Source organism: Rathayibacter iranicus NCPPB 2253 = VKM Ac-1602 (genome assembly GCF_003149025.1).
Taxonomy (GTDB): Bacteria; Actinomycetota; Actinomycetes; order Actinomycetales; family Microbacteriaceae; genus Rathayibacter; species Rathayibacter iranicus.
Genome location: NZ_QGDV01000011.1, coordinates 41,063 through 56,870, shown reverse-complemented (window position 1 = coordinate 56,870; position 15,808 = coordinate 41,063). Strand labels below are relative to the sequence as shown.

Here is a 15,808-nt window from a genome sequence, read left to right as displayed (position 1 = left end):
ACCTGACTAGAGTTTCGTCAGTGAAAAGCTAACTAAGGAGGACTAGCGTGCAAGCCACGAAATCTAGAATATCGCTCCGCCAGCTACCGCGACCGACGGTAACGGAAGTACGATCGTCTCCCAATGGAAGAACTCGGAGAAGCGAACGTTGTTCGTCCGATCAGGGGCGGGAATGGAAATAATGGTTTTGGTTGGGTGAAAATCCAGACCAAGCATAATCTTCACAAATTTCAAACCCTTCGTTTTGTGTCGAATAATCCGAAGGGGGCAACCTTTCAAGGCTCGGATGCTCTGTATGAGGCATATGCAAATAAGAAAGTGTGTACTGACGGAAAATGCATCTATACTGAGAGTGTGCCCGTGCGGCTCGTGATGGCATTCGAGTATGTTGAGACCTACTACGGTGTAGAGATAAATGGGACGTTGGGTGTCAAGACAAGCTACTGTCTCAACGAGAATAAGGCAGGTGATTGTCCCGACTGGGTTAACTCCGCTTTCGCGGATTCTGCCGCTTCGACAAGCTCGGTTGACGACGCGCCGACTGACAACAGCTCCGTCGAAATGAGCTACACCCCCCTGCACGGCGATGAATAAGGGGTGATTACCGTGTGCTCACCTCAAGTGTCCCGGTTCCTCGAACGGATTCGCGCCCGCGTGAACGACGGGCGCGATCCCCGAGCAGCGACCCTCGTCTGGGTTCGCGGCGCAGAAGACGCGGACGGCGCTGCAGTCGTCCTCTATCGGGAGCGCCCTGAGGGTCCGGTGCTCGGCCGGATTTACCGGCTCGGCGAATACGCGGCCATGTTCGACTCCCATTTGTCCATCGAAGATCTCGCCGACATCGCCTTCGCGGATGATCTCGCCGATCCCACTGGTACCGGCACGGAGAACCAAGTTCTGGATCGGCAGGCCGGCCTCGAGGAGGGCTCCGGAACGCAGTGGGTGTGAGGATCCGGACCGCGTGCGGTCAGCGTCGAAGCGTTTGGCTCGGCTTTTCGTCGAACCGCAGGCGATAGGCGCTCGCGAACCGGCCGAGGTTGCCGAAGCCCCACTCGCGCGCGACGGCGGCGACCGTCGTCGAGCAGGGGTCCCCCGCCGCGAGATCAGAGTGGGCACGGTCGAGGCGAATATCGCGCAGATAAACCGAGGGCGACACTCCGAGATGCCGCTTCGTCGCCTGCTGCAGGGTGCGAGTGTGCAGCCCGGCAGCGCGCGCGGCGTCGGCCGGGGTGATCGGTTCGTGCGCGTGATGCTGGAGAAAATCCAATGCCGCCCGAGTGCGGGAGCCGGAGGGTCGGCGCAGCGCGGCCGGCACCTCCCATGCCCGCCACGGGAACAGGAGGAGAAGCGCGCGGGCGAGGTCCAGTTCGGCGGTGAAGCGCACGAGCGGAGTGATCGTCGCCGTCGCCAGCGCGGCAGTCGCGGTAGAGACCGCGGCTTGCCAACGCGCCAGGACGCAGGGGTCCGCGTCGGCTCGGTAATCGAACGAGACCGGCTGACGGGGGCCCGTATGCATCTCCGTCGCGACATCCTCGAGGAACTCGGGCGCGAAGTGGATCAGGTTCAGCCGGTGCGGCTCGAACTCGAGCGCGAAGTGCCGCTCCGCCGGCAAGAGGAATGGCATCGAAAGCGCACCCGAGCGCGAGAACGGCGGCAAGTCCAGCCGTCCGCCGCCGGCCCGGAACCAACCGACGACGTACTCGCGCAGATTCGGCACGCGGCCGATGAGCGATCCGGAGCAGTCGGAGGTGCGCAGAGTGACGCGCTCGCTGCCGCGCACGGCATAGCGGTACGAGAAGTCGTGCTGCGCCGGGGCGACGCGGAATTCTCCTCCGCCGTATGCCTGGGAGTACACCGCGGAGGCGGCGGCGGGATCGTCTCCCGACGCCTCCAATCGCCGGTCGGCCCGCTGATCCCCGCTAAATGGGCTACCGCCCACGAAGGCCGACTCACCCCCCTGTCCGGACTCGCGAGATGCCATTTGTACTTATCTCCCTCGGCGTGTCGCGTACCCACGAGGCATCTCGTGGGACGGGATTCGGGCGGGGGACGTGGCGGTGTACTGGCGGGCGCACAGGAGGGTGGCAAGGGCGATCTCGAGGGCGTCGCCGCCGTAGTAGAGAAGGAGCGCGGCCTGCCGGTCGCTGTCCGACACAGCCTCGGCGTAGAGGACGGTGGCGAGCAGGGCGTGCGCAGCGATGCCCACTCCGAGCACGCCGAGGCGCAGGGCGAACGACGCGCGATGCGGTTGAGGGTCCACTCCGACGAGCGCCGCGGTCAGGAGGCAGCCGCTGAGCAGGAAGTGCACCCCAAGTACGAGGTGCAGCAGCGGATCGCCATGGGCCGCCACGAGCATGCCGGTCACGTGCACGACCCAGAGCGAGCCGGTCGACAGCAGCAGTGCCGTGACCGGGTGCGCGAGCACTCGCGCCGGCCGACTGCGCAGGAGTCGCGACAGACGGCGCGCGACGCTCACGTCGAGCGCACGCAGCGCGAGCGTCACGGGCGCCGACGACATCAACAGAAGCGGCGCCAGCATGCCCAACCCGAGATGCGTCAGCATCGCTCCACGCAGATCCGTATGCGACCACTGGGCGAGCGGCCCCACGAAGCAGAGCGCCGCGACCGCGAGACCGGCAAGCAGCAGCAGTGAGCGCCGGAGTGGCCACGGCCGCCCTCGCCGACGCTCAGCCGCTGCGGCGCCCATCGCGAGCACCGCCGCCGCGCTGAGCGGCACAAGCAGGAGAGCGCCGGGATCGAGCAACCCGTGCGCGGAGTGACCGATCACGCCGGCCGGGTCCGCAGACGCGCGAGGACCACGAGCCCGACGGCCAGCAGCGCTGCGCCGGAGGCGATCCACGTCGTGTCATAGAGCAGCAGATCGACGTCATAGCGCACTTGGTGCAGGCGAAGCACCTTGTGGTCGACGACTCCGTCCCACAGCTGGAACAGTCCGGCGCCCGTCACGACGCCGGCGATCACGGTCCGAGGGCGCAGCGGCGTCCGTCGCCGGGCGTCGGCCAAGAGGAAGAAGCCGCCGACGAGCGCGAGCACTTCCGCGGCGTGCAGCAGCCCGTCTGACGCCAGCCCGACCGCCGGGGTCGACCGGTCGTAGAAGTGGTGCCAGGCGAGGATCTGGTGGAACACGATCTCGTCCACGGCCGCCATGAGAGCAATCCCGACGAGGAGCGCACCCTGGAGGGTCCGGTCGCGCGAGCGATCGGTGTACCGCATCCGTCTTCCCCCCTCGCGCCACTGTGTGGCGCTGCCCCTGTCGCCCAGTCAACACCGAGGTACTCCCCCCTCGGGGCGCAAGCCCGCGCACGCCCCTCCCCCGTTCGAGGCCCGCCAATCCCTCCAACTCCTCCCTCCCACTTTTCCCTCGTGCACCCCGCTGACATGCCCAAGAATGCTGTCGACACGCCAAGGGCCACAACCATCTCGGGCACCTCGGCACGGGGGCTCGGGCACGGGGGCTCGGGCTCAGGCGCGCAGGCTCAGGGGCGGGTGGAGCTGCGGATCAGCAGCTCGGTGGGCAGCAGCGTCACGCGCTGCGCGTACGAGTGGTCGCCGCTGTGGTGCGAGACCACGAGGGCGCGTCCTGGCGAGGAGCTTGCCGCGTTAACTACAGCGGCTCAGAGGGTGTCCAGCCCGTCGCAGGATCGAAGTGCGACTGGGTGAGACGCCCGTCGCTACCGCGCCAGAACACGTTCCCTAGCCCGTTCGACTGCCAGGTTGCGGAGATCACCGGTGTGGAGATGCTGGAGCTTCCGGGCAGGTCGGAGGGAGCGGACCATCCGGTCGAGTACGAGACGTGCGCGATGGTGCGCGAAGCATTCCCATAGAGGACGTCGAGCTGATCGCCGCTGCCGGTGGAGACCGCGACGGGATCGACAGTAAGCCCCGATGCGAGGGCAACTCCCGTCTTTCGCCAGTCGGTGCCGTCGAAGGAGGACTGGACAAGGTTGCCCGAGGTGCTTCGCCAGAAAAGGTCGACCTTTCCGTCCTTCGCTACAGCACTCGGTGTTCCTGCGACGGTCTCGTCGGCGGGCAGTGCCGCGCTCGAGGACCATCCGTCCGGCTGGCTAGAAATGTGGAGGAGTTGCGCGCCGGGTCCTGCGTAGTACACGTTCACCACACCAGAGGTGGTGGCGACTGCGAACGGGTCGGCGGTGAGACCGGTTGCGAGGATCCCACCCGAACTCCAGACTCCACCGGTCGCGTAGGCGTGCCCGAGCGATCCGCGCGACCCGCGCCAAAAGACGTTGACATCACCGTTCTGACGGCGGACCGCGCTGATTCGGCCCGCAATCGAAGGACCCGCTGCAATGGGGGAGTCGCCGGTCCAGTCGGTGCCATCGAAGTAGTTGTGGCGCAGTGTTCCGGTCTGACTGACGTAAAACACGTCAATGGTGCTCTCCGCAAGGAGAACGCTCGGTGCCGAGCCAAGCCCGCCGCCCAGTGGGAGGTTCGCACTCCAGCCGCTCTGTGCCTGATAACGGTAATAAAGTTGCGGATCCTCGTCGCTGCCACGCCAGAACACGACCATACCGGCCGGATGCGGGACGGCGCTGACTGTGAATCGTGTCGAGTCCATCACGACCGGGTCCGGTGTCGAGACGGCGTCGAGCCGCGCGTTGATGAAGGCGTACGGATCGACGGCCGTCGTACCGGTGTAGCCGGAGGCCGTCGTTGCGATCGTGAGGTGAAGACGGTTTCCCGCAGACTGGGTACCGGTGTCTCCGACGTCCCCAATGGTCTGGCCCCGAGTCACGGACGTTCCGACGCTCAGGCCAGGACCGATCAAGTGGCAGTAGCCAGAGAAGTAACCGTCGGCATGGGAGATCACCACCACGTGCCCGAATGCCCCATTCCACTCGCTGATGACGACCGTGCCATCGGCGACCGCTGGTACGGACATCCCCGCCCGCTGCGAATAGTCGAGCCCGTTGTGAGCGCGGCCCGCATTATTGACCGCCGGAGCCTCCGCAAAACCATCGACCAGATCCGGATTAGCGAACGGATGGCGATACTGGACTGCGACGGCTGCCTGGGCGGACAGTGGTAACCCGACGAGGCCCGCCACCGTGAGCGCGCCCGCACCGCCCAGTACGACACGCCTGCGAAGTCCTGTCGGACCGACAGTGTGCATGGTTTCTCCAATGTGTGACTGTGGCAGAGGGCAGAGGGCGGTCACACATTTTTCACTGAGCACCCCACTCACGGGGCTGAGAAAAAACTTCCGACGATTATTCGCCTTGCGACAGGCAAATCTATTGTTTTCGACGGTCCTTGTCCAGAGCCTTACCCGCCCTCCACGCCACCCGTCTCTCCGCAGGGCACCTCCGTCACGTCGTCAGCGCGACCGCCGGCGGTGTGCGGGCCGCGGACACCGCCGGATACAGCCCGGCCAGCAGTCCGATCGCAAGAGTCGATCCGACGCCCGCGAGCACGATCCCCATCGGGACCGTGAAAGGCGCCGCGTTCGTTGTCGCGAAGACGGCGACGGCACCCGCGCCGATCCCGACACCACCGACTCCGCCGAGGAGCGAGAGAAGGAAGGCCTCCATCAGGAACTGCACGCGGATGTGACCGCGGGTGGCGCCCAGGGCCCGACGCAGGCCGATTTCGCGCCGACGCTCGAGAACCGAGATCACCATGGTGTTGGCGACGCCGATCCCGCCGACGAGCAGTGCCACTGAGCCGACGCCGAGGAGCAGCCCGGTGAAAGAAGCGTCAACCGCGGCGCGAGCGTGCAACGCGTCCGACGGACGCGTGACGCCGACGTGGCGGGGATGCTGCGGATCGATGCTTGCAGCGATCAGCGTCTGAATCCTCTCGACGGCGGAGTCGGCCGAGCGTTCGTAGACCGTCGTCGGACGGCCGTCCCAGTGCAGATCGGAGGTCGCGACAGAGGACGGTACCAGGGCGTTCAGATCGAGTTCCGGGGCGAGCGGCGATGGAGCGAGGAGGCCGATCACAGTGAAGTCGTGTCCCCCGAGCCACACAACCGTTCCGACCTTCTCGATCCCGAGGACTCGGGCGGCCTGCGACCCCAGCACCACGCTGGGGACGGCCTCGGTGGCTGTATCGAACCATCGGCCGACGGCGAGGCGGCTCTTCGTCACCTCGAGCAGCCGGTGATCGGCGACACTCACCATCAGGCCACGAGTGCGTCCCGGATCGACGAAGGAGTTGCGGTAGACGTTCGTCGTGGAGAGGTATGACGTCGCCGAAGCTGCCTCCGTTCCCTCGATCCTCAGGACTCTTTCGACGGCATTAGGCGCAAGAGGTGCCACCTCTGCTCCCGGGGTCGCCGCAGCCCCCGCGGTGAGGAGGTTCGTGCCGAGGAGATCGAGCTGCTGACCGAGCTTGGCCTGGCTGGTCGAGGAGATGCCGACGACGGCGACCATCGCGGCGATTCCCACCGCTATGCCGAGCGCGGAGAGAGCGGCTCGGAGGGGGCGGAAGCGCAGACCAGAAGCGCCCGCGCGCAAAAGGTCGACAGGAAGGAGTCGGGAGCGGTTCACGGCAGAACCTCCTCGGCAGGTGTCGCTCCACAGGTGTCAATCCGCCCGTCTCGGAGGGCGACGACCCGCGGCAGACTGTCGGCGAGCGCATGATCGTGGGTGATCACGACAACGCTCGTACCCCGCTCGTTGACCTCGCGGAGCAGAGCGACGACTCCGGCTCCGGAGACGGAGTCCAAGGCCCCCGTCGGCTCATCGGCAAGAAGAAGCGGCGCCTGCGAGACGAGTGCACGCGCGATGGCTACGCGCTGCTTCTCCCCTCCGGAGAGCTGGTGCGGTCGATGATCGAGCCGATGCCCGAGCCCGACACGTCCGAGCGCAGCGTCTGCGTCTCTCCTCCTGATGCGCCGCGGAACACCGGAGTAGAGAGCTCCGTTCGCGACGTTGTCCAGGGCGGTCAGGGTCTCATCGAGGTGGAACTGCTGGAAGACGAAGCCGAGTGTCGAGGCCCGGAGCCCGGAAAGCTGCCGCTCGGACAGTGTGGCGATGTCGACTCCCTCGATACGGACGCTGCCAGAGGTCGGCCGGTCGAGCAGGCCCATGATGTTGAGCAGGCTCGACTTCCCCGACCCGCTAGGGCCGACGATCGCCATCAGCTCGCCTCGATCGATCCGGAGTGAGATGTGGTCGACCGCGCGTACCGGCGGTGCGCCGTGATCACGGACGATGTCGTCGAGTTCGATCAGTGTGCTGCTCATGGCTGCGCCGACACCACCGTCGTACCCTCGGCCAAGCCTTCACCTGAAACCTCGACGAGAGCGTCCTCGTACAGTCCTGTCGTGACGGGCACAGTGCTGCGTGTCGCCCCATCGGTCACGACCTCGACGGCGAAACCGCCGCCGGGTTGAGCCAACAGCGCATCCACGGGAACCGCGAGAACGTTCTCGTGCCGCTCGCCGACGAGATCCACGGCGACCGGCCCCTCCTGGACGGCACCGAGCTGTGCAAGATCGGTCAGGGCGATCTCGATGGGGACGAAGCGGTCAGGGACGCTCTGGCCACCGGAGTCGGACTGCTTGCCTGCCTCGGCCACCGGCTGTCCGACGGAGCTGATAGAACCCGAGGTCGTCCTACCGTCCATGAGGGTCACGGTGACCGAAGAACCGACGGTCGCGAGCGCCTGCTTCGCGAGCGGCACCTTCACTGCCACGGAGGGCATCCGAGTGGTGAGGGCGGCGACTACCGTGCTGGCATCGACGACGGCACCCAGAGCGGTCGACGTCGACCCGACGCGCGCCGGCTCCGGGACGAACACGATCGAGGACTGAGACACGACGCCGGTCTCGGAGACGCCAATCGCCTTCTGCCACTTCTTCACGGCCTCCGTCGTGGGCTCGAGGAACTCCTCATCCGGGACACGGGAGAAGTAGCCGAGATCAGCGAGATTGCGCTCGAGCTGGAGCACGTCCTCCCCCTTCGCTCCCTGCGAGAGATCGCGCCAAACGGGGAACGATCCCCCGAGCAGAACCACCGGGCTCGTATCGACGCGGAAGAGCACGTCCCCCGGCGCGGGCTCGGACGTAGCGGCGGGCACCGCAGTCAGCGTTCCCGCCGAACGCGCCGTCAGAGTCGCAAGGGCGGGATGTCGGAGGTCTCCGGTCAGACGCTGAGTCGTCGCGAGGGTGGTCGACCTGACCTGCGCGACATATGCAGGCGGCACGGGAGCGGGAGCGGAGTCAGGACGAGCGCTGCTCGCAACGGTCCACACGGCGAGTGAACCGGCTGCCGTCAGCATGAGAGCGGCGGCGATGACCGCGACTCGTCTCCGTGAGGCGGTCACTGGTCGCCGCCGTCGGCGCAGACCTCGAACTGCTTCCAGTCGAAGTCGACGGGGAAGTCGTTCCAGTCGCCGGAGGGGGTCAGATCCGGAATGTTCGCGCCGTTCTTGCGGAGGCATTCGAACGTGAGCTGGGTGAGCATGCGGACGGCCGCCTGCTCCTCCGGAGTGAGGGGCTCGGGGTCTCCCACTTCGCTTTGGCAATCCTTCGACACTGTGGCGGCACGAGGATCGCTGTTCTTCGCCGGCCCGGTGTCCGCGACGCCGTTTCGTGCCAGGCAGGCGGTGAACTTCTCACTCCACTCGGCGTCCTTCCGCTCGGAATCACCTCGGAGCGACAGGGCACGCTCCTTGGTCATCGTCGAGGACGATCCGCCAGTCGAATCGGATGAGGACTCCAGCTGCTGCCCCGATGAGCTGCAGCCGGTAAGCAGGGTCGTGGCGATCAGCACGCTCCCCAGGAGCGAGGCAGCCCGGCCGGAAAGGGTGAAAGGCGAGGAGGTCATGATTGTTCCTTATCTGTCGATCGTTGTTGCGCCAGCATTGAGGCGCGTTGAAGGCACCGACGAGTCCGTCGGCAGATCAGAAAGAGCGCTTGTGCGCTACTCGAAGCGGATGGAACTCGGCAGCGTCGCGGTACGGGCGGCGCGGAAGGTGACGGCGAGCGAGAGCAGCAGGAGCGCCGCGACGGCGACAATCACGGCGACCAAGGCCACGCCTGGACCGTCGATGTGCCTTCCTGCACTGACGGCCTGGACGACGACCTCCGCGCACACGGCACCCGCGATCGCGGCTGCGGCGACAGCGAGGACGAAAGGCAGGGCGGTCTCAAGCGCAAGCACCCGCCGCAGCGCACTGAGCGGCATTCCCGTCAGCCGCAGCAACGCGAGGAGACGGCGGCGATCGAGCAGCTGCGCGACGGTGTTCGTCGCGAGCGTCAGGCCTGCTGTAACGGAGAGGAAGAGGAGCGCCGGGACCGCCAAGTCCTTGAATCGCTGGTCCTGGAGCAGGGAGGGCTGGTTCGCCCGTTCAGCGGGCGTGTGGAGGACGAGACGGACGGGCAGGCCGGAGGAGAGCAGGAGCGTGCGAGCCCGGTCGGTCGCCTCTGCCGAACCGTCCGTCCCGATGACGACAACGCCAGGACGGCCGCGCACAATGTCCGGAACGGGAGTCGCTGCGAAGGACTGGCCGTACAGACCGCCGAGATCGACCGAGAGCGAGCCTTCAGCCGGCACCAGACCCAGAGCGGCTGCGTCCTCACCTCGCACGACGAATCGGAGGCTGTCCTCGTCGCTCCTCACTCCCAGCGCTACCCCCGTCAGTCCCGGGATGCTGCGCCAGCGGTCCACCTTGTCCGTGTCGAGAGCCCCGTTTGAGGAGTCATCCGCGTCCAGGAATGCAGAGACCATCGTGGTCGTCGTGCTGCTCGTCGGCGGATCGACCGCGACGCTCATCCCTCCCGAGACGAGGGCGGAGACGAACACCGCTGCCGCCACGCCGCCGACCCCGCGGAACGCCTTCCGCGGGTTGCGCACCAGCCGATTCAGCGCGAGCGTGGCAGCTGCGCCGCGGGCGACCGGGACTGCGATCCGTGCGCCGGCGTGCAGCAAAATCGGACCGGCCGAGAGGAGCCCTGAGGCGACAAGCAGCACGCAGATCGCGAGTGCCGCCGTCTCCTGCGAGCGGGTGTCCGCGGAGGCGTCGGTGACGGCGGGGTGGCGGAGGACGATCAGGATCAGGCCGAATAAGCCGACGGCGAGGGGCACGAGACGCAGGAGCGACGGGCGCCGCTCGATCAGAGGGCGTTGCTGACCGAGGGGGCCTATCCTCCCGGCCAGAGCTCGGGCGCCGGCAACGAGCGCGGACCCGATGACGACAGCCCCCACCACCAGCAGTGCGCGGACATCGAAGCCCGGTACCAGGCCCGCAACGACGACACGGTCGGCGGGCATAGACAGGCGCAGGACCGACGAGAGCACGCTGAAGGCAGCAGCCCCCGCCATGCCTCCGACGAGAGCGAGGAGTGCGACCTCGAGCGCAGCCAAACGGGCGACCCGCCAGGGAGTCGCTCCGAGAAGACGGAGGGTCGCCAGACGTTCGGCGCGTTGCGCCCCGCCCAGATCAGTGATCGAGGCGAGGAGCATCAGCACCGGCAGCAGCAGGGCGAATGATCCAGCCACAGCGATCCCGTCATAAGCGGCCGACGCGAACGAGTCCGAGGACCACCCCGCCACGGAGTACCCACCAGCGGCCTGCACGGCGGCATTGGTCTTTCCTCGCACGATCGCCAGGGTCTCATCGCCCTCGAGCACACCGGTCGGCAGAACGCCGACGGGAGTGCCGTAGCGATCACCGAGCTCATTCGCTGGCAGGGCAGCAATGAGCCGCTGGAGCGCGGGCGACGCGACGTACTCGCCAGGCTCGGGCAGGGGAAGTCCGCCCGGTAGGCGGAGAGCAGGAGAGCCGGTCACCGCGACGTCGAGCTCGAGGATAGGCAGGCCACGCACGTAATCGATGCTCGAGATCGCGGAGATGGAGTCCGCTACGTGAGCCCCGTCTCTCAGCGGCACTTGCAGTCCCGAAACGACTTCGGCGTCGTTGCCGACATCGAGCCATGCGCTGCGGGTCGTCCGCTCGTGCAGAGCGTCGGCCGCGCTCCACAGCAGCATCACCAGGACGAGGCCGAGGGCTGCGCAGGCCACAACTGCGACGAGGCGTCGACGATTAGCACGATCACCGGCTGAAAGAGTACGCAGAAGCTCGAAGTCGTTCGTCATCATCGGTCCTGTCGTCGGGCGTCGCCGGTCGTGACCCGGCCGTCGCGCACGAATATCTCGCGGTCGGTGTAGGAGGCGGTGCGGGCATCGTGCGTGATGATCACGAGCGTCGTCCGGTTGACGCGGGCGACGTCTGTGAGCGTCTCCATCACCGACTCGGCGACGAGCGAATCGAGGGCGCCCGTCGGCTCATCCGCGAACAGGACGGCGGGTGCCGTCACCAGAGCCCTAGCGATGGCGACGCACTGAGCCTGCCCACCGGAGAGCTCGGTGGGCAGCTTGTGTGCGTGGTCGGCCACGCGCAGCTGGTCGAGCTGAGCTCGCGCCTGTGTCATCGCCCGCCGACGAGGCATACCGCTGAGGAGAAGGGGGATGCTGACGTTGTCCAGTGCGGAGAGTTCGGGGATGAGCTGACCGAACTGGAAGACGAAACCGAACTCGCGCAGCCGCAGCCGCGCCCGATCGGCCTCGGAGAGGTCGGAGACGACGAGGTCACCGAAGCGAACCTCGCCCTCGTCCGGAACGAGCACGCCGGCGAGCAAATGGAGAAGAGTCGATTTTCCGGAACCCGACGGGCCCATGACGGCGACGCACTCGCCACGTTCGATCTCAACGTCGATGCCGCGGACCGCCTTGGAGAGGCCGAACGAGAGCCGGAGTCCGCTGGCGGCGAGCACCGGCGATCGGTGGGAGCCGAGGACGACCATCGGCTCGCTCACGCGAGGACCTCCCGGCGGAGCTCGCTGAGCCGCGCGACGGTCAGATCGATGAAGCGGAGATCTGCGTCGATGTGGAGAAGAGCGTGGTCGCAGAGCAGCACAGTGACCAGGTCGGCGTCGCGCTTTCTCCGCGTGATCTCCCGCATGCGGTCGAGGTGCTCGATCTTCTGGAGGTCGAGCAGACGCTCGGCGTCGTCGCCGAGGACCAGTCCGATCACGGCCTTGGCGTAGAGATTGCTTTGCAGACCGGGTGCGGGAGCATCCGGCGTGAAAAGCCAGGTCCGGAGGCGGTCGCGTCCCAGCGGGGTGATCTCGTAGCGCTTGCGGTCCGGCCCCTGGCCCGCCTCCTCGCCGGCCAGGACGACGTACTTATCGCGGGCAAGGCGGGAGAGCGCGGAGTAGACCTGCCCGAACGCGATCGGGCGAGCGGCGGCGAACAGCTTGTCATAGCTGCTCTTGAGGTCGTAGCCGTGGGTCGGCCCGGAGCCGAGAAGGCCGAGCATCGTGAGGGTGGTGTCCATGGCCAGGAACACTACGCGCGGTGAATACACCGGGTGTCTACCTCGCCACTGCAAGGGCCGAAACGTGCCAGTCGGCGGTAGGAGAGAAGCGAGAACGCCCTCGTTGACAGTGTTTCGGCCGAACTTACCGTTCCCGCCCCAGCCGGTCGTCCGTCGGCTGCCGCAGCGCTCGGTGGCGTGACGCACCGCACAACGTCGGCTGAGAAGCCTCCTCGTCCACCGTCGGGGGTGAGACGGCCTCTCAGCCGACGTTGTGCGTCAGACCACGCCCGCCGCCGTCCCCGACACGACCAGATCGGCACGCTCACGCGTCGCCTCGATCAGCAGCGCATTAGCGCCGTCAACCTCGGATGCCCAAGCGGACGCCGCCTCCGGGGCCCGCCCGAACGAGACGTGCCGGTCGACCAGGCGCTCGAAGCGCTCGGCCTCGGGCGTCGCGCAGAACCATGCCTCGTCGAACTCGGCGCGCAACAGCGCCCAGGGACCCTCGTCCACCAGCAGGTAGTTGCCCTCCAGCACCACGAGCGACGCGGCCGGCTGCACGGCGAGCGCCCCCGCCACTCCCTCGTCGACCGTGCGCTCGAAGGTGGGCGCGTAGACCACGTGGTCGGTCTCGGCGCGCAGCCTCCGCACGAGGGCGAGGAAACCCCAGCCGTCGAAGGTATCGAGAGCGCCCTTGCGGTCGTGACGGCCGAGCTCGTCGAGCCTGGCGTTAGCGAGGTGGAAGCCGTCCATCGGGACGAAGGCCGCCGTCCCCTCCCCCGCGATCTCGTTTGCGCGGGCGACGACTGCGCGGGCCAGCGTGGTCTTTCCCGCTCCCGGACTCCCGGCAATGGCGACGATCGCGCGGCGTCCGGGGCCGGTCAGCGCAAGCGCGCGCCGGGCCAGCTCGTCAACGCCGGGCGCCTCGAACTCAGGCGTCGCCACGCGTCCCCTCCAACGCGTTCACCAGGAACGCGTGGGCGTGGCGGGCGAGCGCCGGGCCGTCATTCCACAGGTTTCGCCACACCGCGAGGTCATTCGAGAGAGTCGGCGAGACGACGGCCGACGAGAACGACTCGAAGGTGATCGGTCCGCGGTAGTCAATGGCGGCCAGCGCGTGGAAGAAGCTCGTGAAGTCGAGGTGGCCGCTGCCGAGGTAGCCGCGATGGTTCTCGCCGATGTGGACATAGCCGAGGCGATCCCCGACGAGCAGCACCGGGCGGAAGAAATCGTCCTCCTCGATGTTCATGTGGTACGTGTCGAGGTGAATCAGCACATTGTCCGCGCCGATGTCGTCGGCGAGTCGCAGTGCGTCGGCGGCGGTGTTGATGACGTTCGTCTCGTAGCGGTTGCAGATCTCCAGGCCGAGGGTCATGCCCTTGCCGGATGCCTCCGCGGCGAGGTCGGTCAACACCGAGACCACGTTCGCGCGGCCCGCCGCCGAGAGGGGTGCGCTGTACTTGCCGAGCGCACTGTAGAGGGCGCCGGTGAAGTGGGTGCCGCCGAGCGCGTGGGTGGTCTCGAGGGAGTCGGCGAGCAGCGTCGCGCCGCGGGCCACCACGTCCGGGTCGTCGCTGGAGACGTCGGCCGAGAAAGCGAGTCCGCGCGAGCAGACGATGCCCAGGTCGTTGGCCTCGAGGGCGGCGCGGGCGGAGTCGGTGTCGAGATTGGCGACGTCGTGCAGCGAGAGCTCGAGCAGGTCGAATCCGGCGGCCTTTGTCTGCTCGATCGTGGCAGTGACTTCGTCGGGGGTGGTGCCGCCGGCGAAGACGAGCGCGTGCACTCCGAGAGGGTTCGTGGGCATGGTGATACTCCTTGTTTCAAGGGCGGCTGGGTTCGAGGGTCGGCGGGTTCGAGGGTCGGCGTCAGGCCGCGAGGTCAGTGTCGAGAAGGCCCACGAGGAACGCGTGACCGGAGGTCGCGAGGGCGACAGGGTCGTGCCAGAGCTCCCGCCACAGGCTCATCCCCTCGGCCGAAGCCGTCGGCTGGATGCGCGGCGAGAAGCTCTCGAGGGTGAGCGGTCCACGGTAGCCGGAGGCGGCGAGCGCCGCCGCGAGGCCGGTCCAGTCGGTGCTCCCCGTGCCGAGTTCTCCGCGGTGGTTCTCGGAGGCGTGCACGTAGCCGAGCAGGTCGCCCGCGTCGCGGACGGCGGCCGGGAGGTCGACCTCTTCGAGGTGGGCGTGGAACGTGTCGAGGTGCAGCAGCATGTTGGGCGCGTCGAGCTCGCGGAGGAACGCAGCGGTCTGGGCGGCCGTGTTCAGCAGGTTGCTCTCGTACCGGTTGACGTACTCGGCGCCCAACGCGATGCCGGAGGGAGCGGCCGCCGCGGCGACCCTCCGCAGCACGTCGAGCGAACGCGAGCGGGCCGCCGCGTCGGCCGCGTGCTCGTACTTGCGCATGGCGGAGTAGGTGACTCCGCCGACGTAGCGCGCGCCGATCTCCTCAGCGAAGCGCACCGCGGCGAGCAGCCGCTCTTCACCGCGCACAGCGGTGGCGGCGTCGGTGATGTCGGAGTCGGCGTCCAGCGCGAGCGAGACGACCGCGTCGATCCCGTGCTCGTCGAGCAGGTCGCCCGTCCAGGGCGAGGGACCCTCGGGCGCCGGGATCTCGATCAGATCGAAGCCGATCGAGGCTGCCGTGCCGATCGCCCGGCGAGCCGACTCCGGCGTCCAGTCGCCCACGAGCAGCCCCGCGTGCACACCGATCGGCGACGAGCGCGACGTGCTCCCCCGATGCAGGAACTCGGGCAGCATCACGCGGCCTTCGCGCCGGTGATCAACGAGACGAGTTCGTCGCCGCTGGTCTCGGCAGTGCGGCGCCCCGCCACGGCGAGTCCGGCGCGCATCACCCACACCTGATCGCTCAGGCGCATGACCTGGTCGAAGTTGTGGCTGATCAGCAGCACCGCGACTCCGGCGTCGCGCAGTTTCAGGATGATCTTCTCGACCCGCGCCGTCTCCTGCACGCCGAGCGCCGCGGTCGGCTCGTCCATGATGACGATCTTGCTGCCCCAGCCGGCGGCCCGGGCAATGGCAACCGCCTGGCGCTGGCCACCGGAGAGACGGCGCACCTTGCTGGTGACCGGCGGGACGTTGACGGCGAGGTCGCCAAGCAACTCCTGAGCGGTCTTCTTCATCTGCTGGCGGTCGAGGAACCGCAGGCCGGGCACGCCTGACGTCAGCTCGCGCCCGAGGAAGAAGTTCTGCCAGACGGTCAGGTCCTCGACCAGGGCGAGGGTCTGGTGCACGGTCTCGATGCCGCCGTCGCGGGCGCCGAGCGGTGAGGTGAAGTGCACCACCTCGCCGTCAAGAGTGATGGTGCCGGAGTCGGCCGGGTGCACCCCGGAGAGGCAGCGGACGAGGGTGGACTTGCCCGCGCCGTTGTCGCCGATCAGGGCGGTGATCTCGCCCCGGCGCATCGCCATCGAGGCTCCCTTGAGCGCGTGCACGCCGCCGAAGGACTTCTTGATGTCCCGCGCTTCGAGCAGGATGTCGCTGGTCAT

At 67.6% G+C, this 15,808-nt stretch carries 17 protein-coding genes; 2 read left to right on the top strand and 15 right to left on the bottom strand.

The window, feature by feature from the left end:
- Positions 1–123: 123 nt before the first annotated feature.
- Together B0H03_RS16250 and B0H03_RS11635 are read left to right on the top strand one after the other, a co-directional pair.
- Positions 124–594, top strand: a complete 471-nt coding sequence (locus B0H03_RS16250; RefSeq protein ID WP_127844009.1) for a hypothetical protein — start codon at positions 124–126, stop codon at positions 592–594.
- Between the two features lie 27 nt (positions 595–621).
- Positions 622–948: a hypothetical protein gene (locus B0H03_RS11635; protein ID WP_104265724.1), complete on the top strand. Its 327-nt coding sequence runs from the start codon at positions 622–624 to the stop codon at positions 946–948.
- A 19-nt stretch (positions 949–967) separates the two neighbouring features.
- Here the strand turns inward: B0H03_RS11635 and B0H03_RS11630 are convergent, their stop codons facing one another.
- The 15 genes from B0H03_RS11630 to B0H03_RS11565 all read right to left on the bottom strand — a co-directional run bounded on the left by B0H03_RS11630 (position 968) and on the right by B0H03_RS11565 (position 15,808).
- A complete protein-coding gene (locus B0H03_RS11630) occupies positions 968–1,981 on the bottom strand; it encodes a helix-turn-helix transcriptional regulator (RefSeq protein WP_104265725.1) in 1,014 nt (337 codons plus the stop codon).
- Between the two features lie 6 nt (positions 1,982–1,987).
- Positions 1,988–2,788 (bottom strand): cytochrome c oxidase assembly protein, encoded by an 801-nt coding sequence (locus B0H03_RS11625; protein WP_104265726.1) that lies wholly within the window; start codon positions 2,786–2,788, stop codon positions 1,988–1,990.
- Complete coding sequence (locus tag B0H03_RS11620) at positions 2,785–3,234, bottom strand: DUF2243 domain-containing protein (protein WP_104265727.1); 450 nt, start codon at positions 3,232–3,234, stop codon at positions 2,785–2,787. Before B0H03_RS11620 ends, B0H03_RS11625 begins: the two co-directional genes overlap by 4 nt.
- A gap of 391 nt (positions 3,235–3,625) precedes the next feature.
- A complete protein-coding gene (locus tag B0H03_RS11615; protein ID WP_104265728.1) occupies positions 3,626–5,152 on the bottom strand; it encodes a peptidoglycan DD-metalloendopeptidase family protein in 1,527 nt (508 codons plus the stop codon).
- 196 nt (positions 5,153–5,348) lie between these two features.
- Positions 5,349–6,530: an ABC transporter permease gene (locus B0H03_RS11610; RefSeq protein WP_068256664.1), complete on the bottom strand. Its 1,182-nt coding sequence runs from the start codon at positions 6,528–6,530 to the stop codon at positions 5,349–5,351.
- Positions 6,527–7,228 carry an ABC transporter ATP-binding protein gene (locus B0H03_RS11605; RefSeq protein ID WP_104265729.1) on the bottom strand — a complete coding sequence of 234 codons (702 nt, stop codon included), beginning with the start codon at positions 7,226–7,228 and terminating at the stop codon, positions 6,527–6,529. Before B0H03_RS11605 ends, B0H03_RS11610 begins: the two co-directional genes overlap by 4 nt.
- On the bottom strand, positions 7,225–8,310 hold the full coding sequence (locus tag B0H03_RS11600) for a peptidoglycan-binding protein (RefSeq protein WP_160487350.1): 1,086 nt from the start codon (positions 8,308–8,310) through the stop codon (positions 7,225–7,227). The genes B0H03_RS11605 and B0H03_RS11600 overlap by 4 nt, the downstream gene beginning before the upstream one ends.
- Positions 8,307–8,813 (bottom strand): hypothetical protein, encoded by a 507-nt coding sequence (locus tag B0H03_RS16630; RefSeq protein WP_160487349.1) that lies wholly within the window; start codon positions 8,811–8,813, stop codon positions 8,307–8,309. The genes B0H03_RS11600 and B0H03_RS16630 overlap by 4 nt, the downstream gene beginning before the upstream one ends.
- 96 nt (positions 8,814–8,909) lie before the next feature.
- On the bottom strand, positions 8,910–11,084 hold the full coding sequence (locus B0H03_RS11595; RefSeq protein ID WP_104265731.1) for an FtsX-like permease family protein: 2,175 nt from the start codon (positions 11,082–11,084) through the stop codon (positions 8,910–8,912).
- Positions 11,084–11,803 carry an ABC transporter ATP-binding protein gene (locus tag B0H03_RS11590; protein ID WP_337189972.1) on the bottom strand — a complete coding sequence of 240 codons (720 nt, stop codon included), beginning with the start codon at positions 11,801–11,803 and terminating at the stop codon, positions 11,084–11,086. The genes B0H03_RS11595 and B0H03_RS11590 overlap by 1 nt, the downstream gene beginning before the upstream one ends.
- On the bottom strand, positions 11,800–12,324 hold the full coding sequence (locus B0H03_RS11585) for a PadR family transcriptional regulator (RefSeq protein ID WP_104265750.1): 525 nt from the start codon (positions 12,322–12,324) through the stop codon (positions 11,800–11,802). Before B0H03_RS11585 ends, B0H03_RS11590 begins: the two co-directional genes overlap by 4 nt.
- Before the next feature lie 258 nt (positions 12,325–12,582).
- On the bottom strand, positions 12,583–13,251 hold the full coding sequence (locus tag B0H03_RS11580; protein WP_104265732.1) for a nucleoside/nucleotide kinase family protein: 669 nt from the start codon (positions 13,249–13,251) through the stop codon (positions 12,583–12,585).
- Positions 13,238–14,110, bottom strand: coding sequence for a sugar phosphate isomerase/epimerase family protein (locus B0H03_RS11575; RefSeq protein WP_104265733.1), 873 nt, complete (start codon positions 14,108–14,110; stop codon positions 13,238–13,240). Before B0H03_RS11575 ends, B0H03_RS11580 begins: the two co-directional genes overlap by 14 nt.
- A gap of 61 nt (positions 14,111–14,171) precedes the next feature.
- Positions 14,172–15,059 (bottom strand): sugar phosphate isomerase/epimerase family protein, encoded by an 888-nt coding sequence (locus B0H03_RS11570; protein ID WP_109714882.1) that lies wholly within the window; start codon positions 15,057–15,059, stop codon positions 14,172–14,174.
- Positions 15,059–15,808, bottom strand: a complete 750-nt coding sequence (locus B0H03_RS11565; protein WP_104265735.1) for an ATP-binding cassette domain-containing protein — start codon at positions 15,806–15,808, stop codon at positions 15,059–15,061. Before B0H03_RS11565 ends, B0H03_RS11570 begins: the two co-directional genes overlap by 1 nt.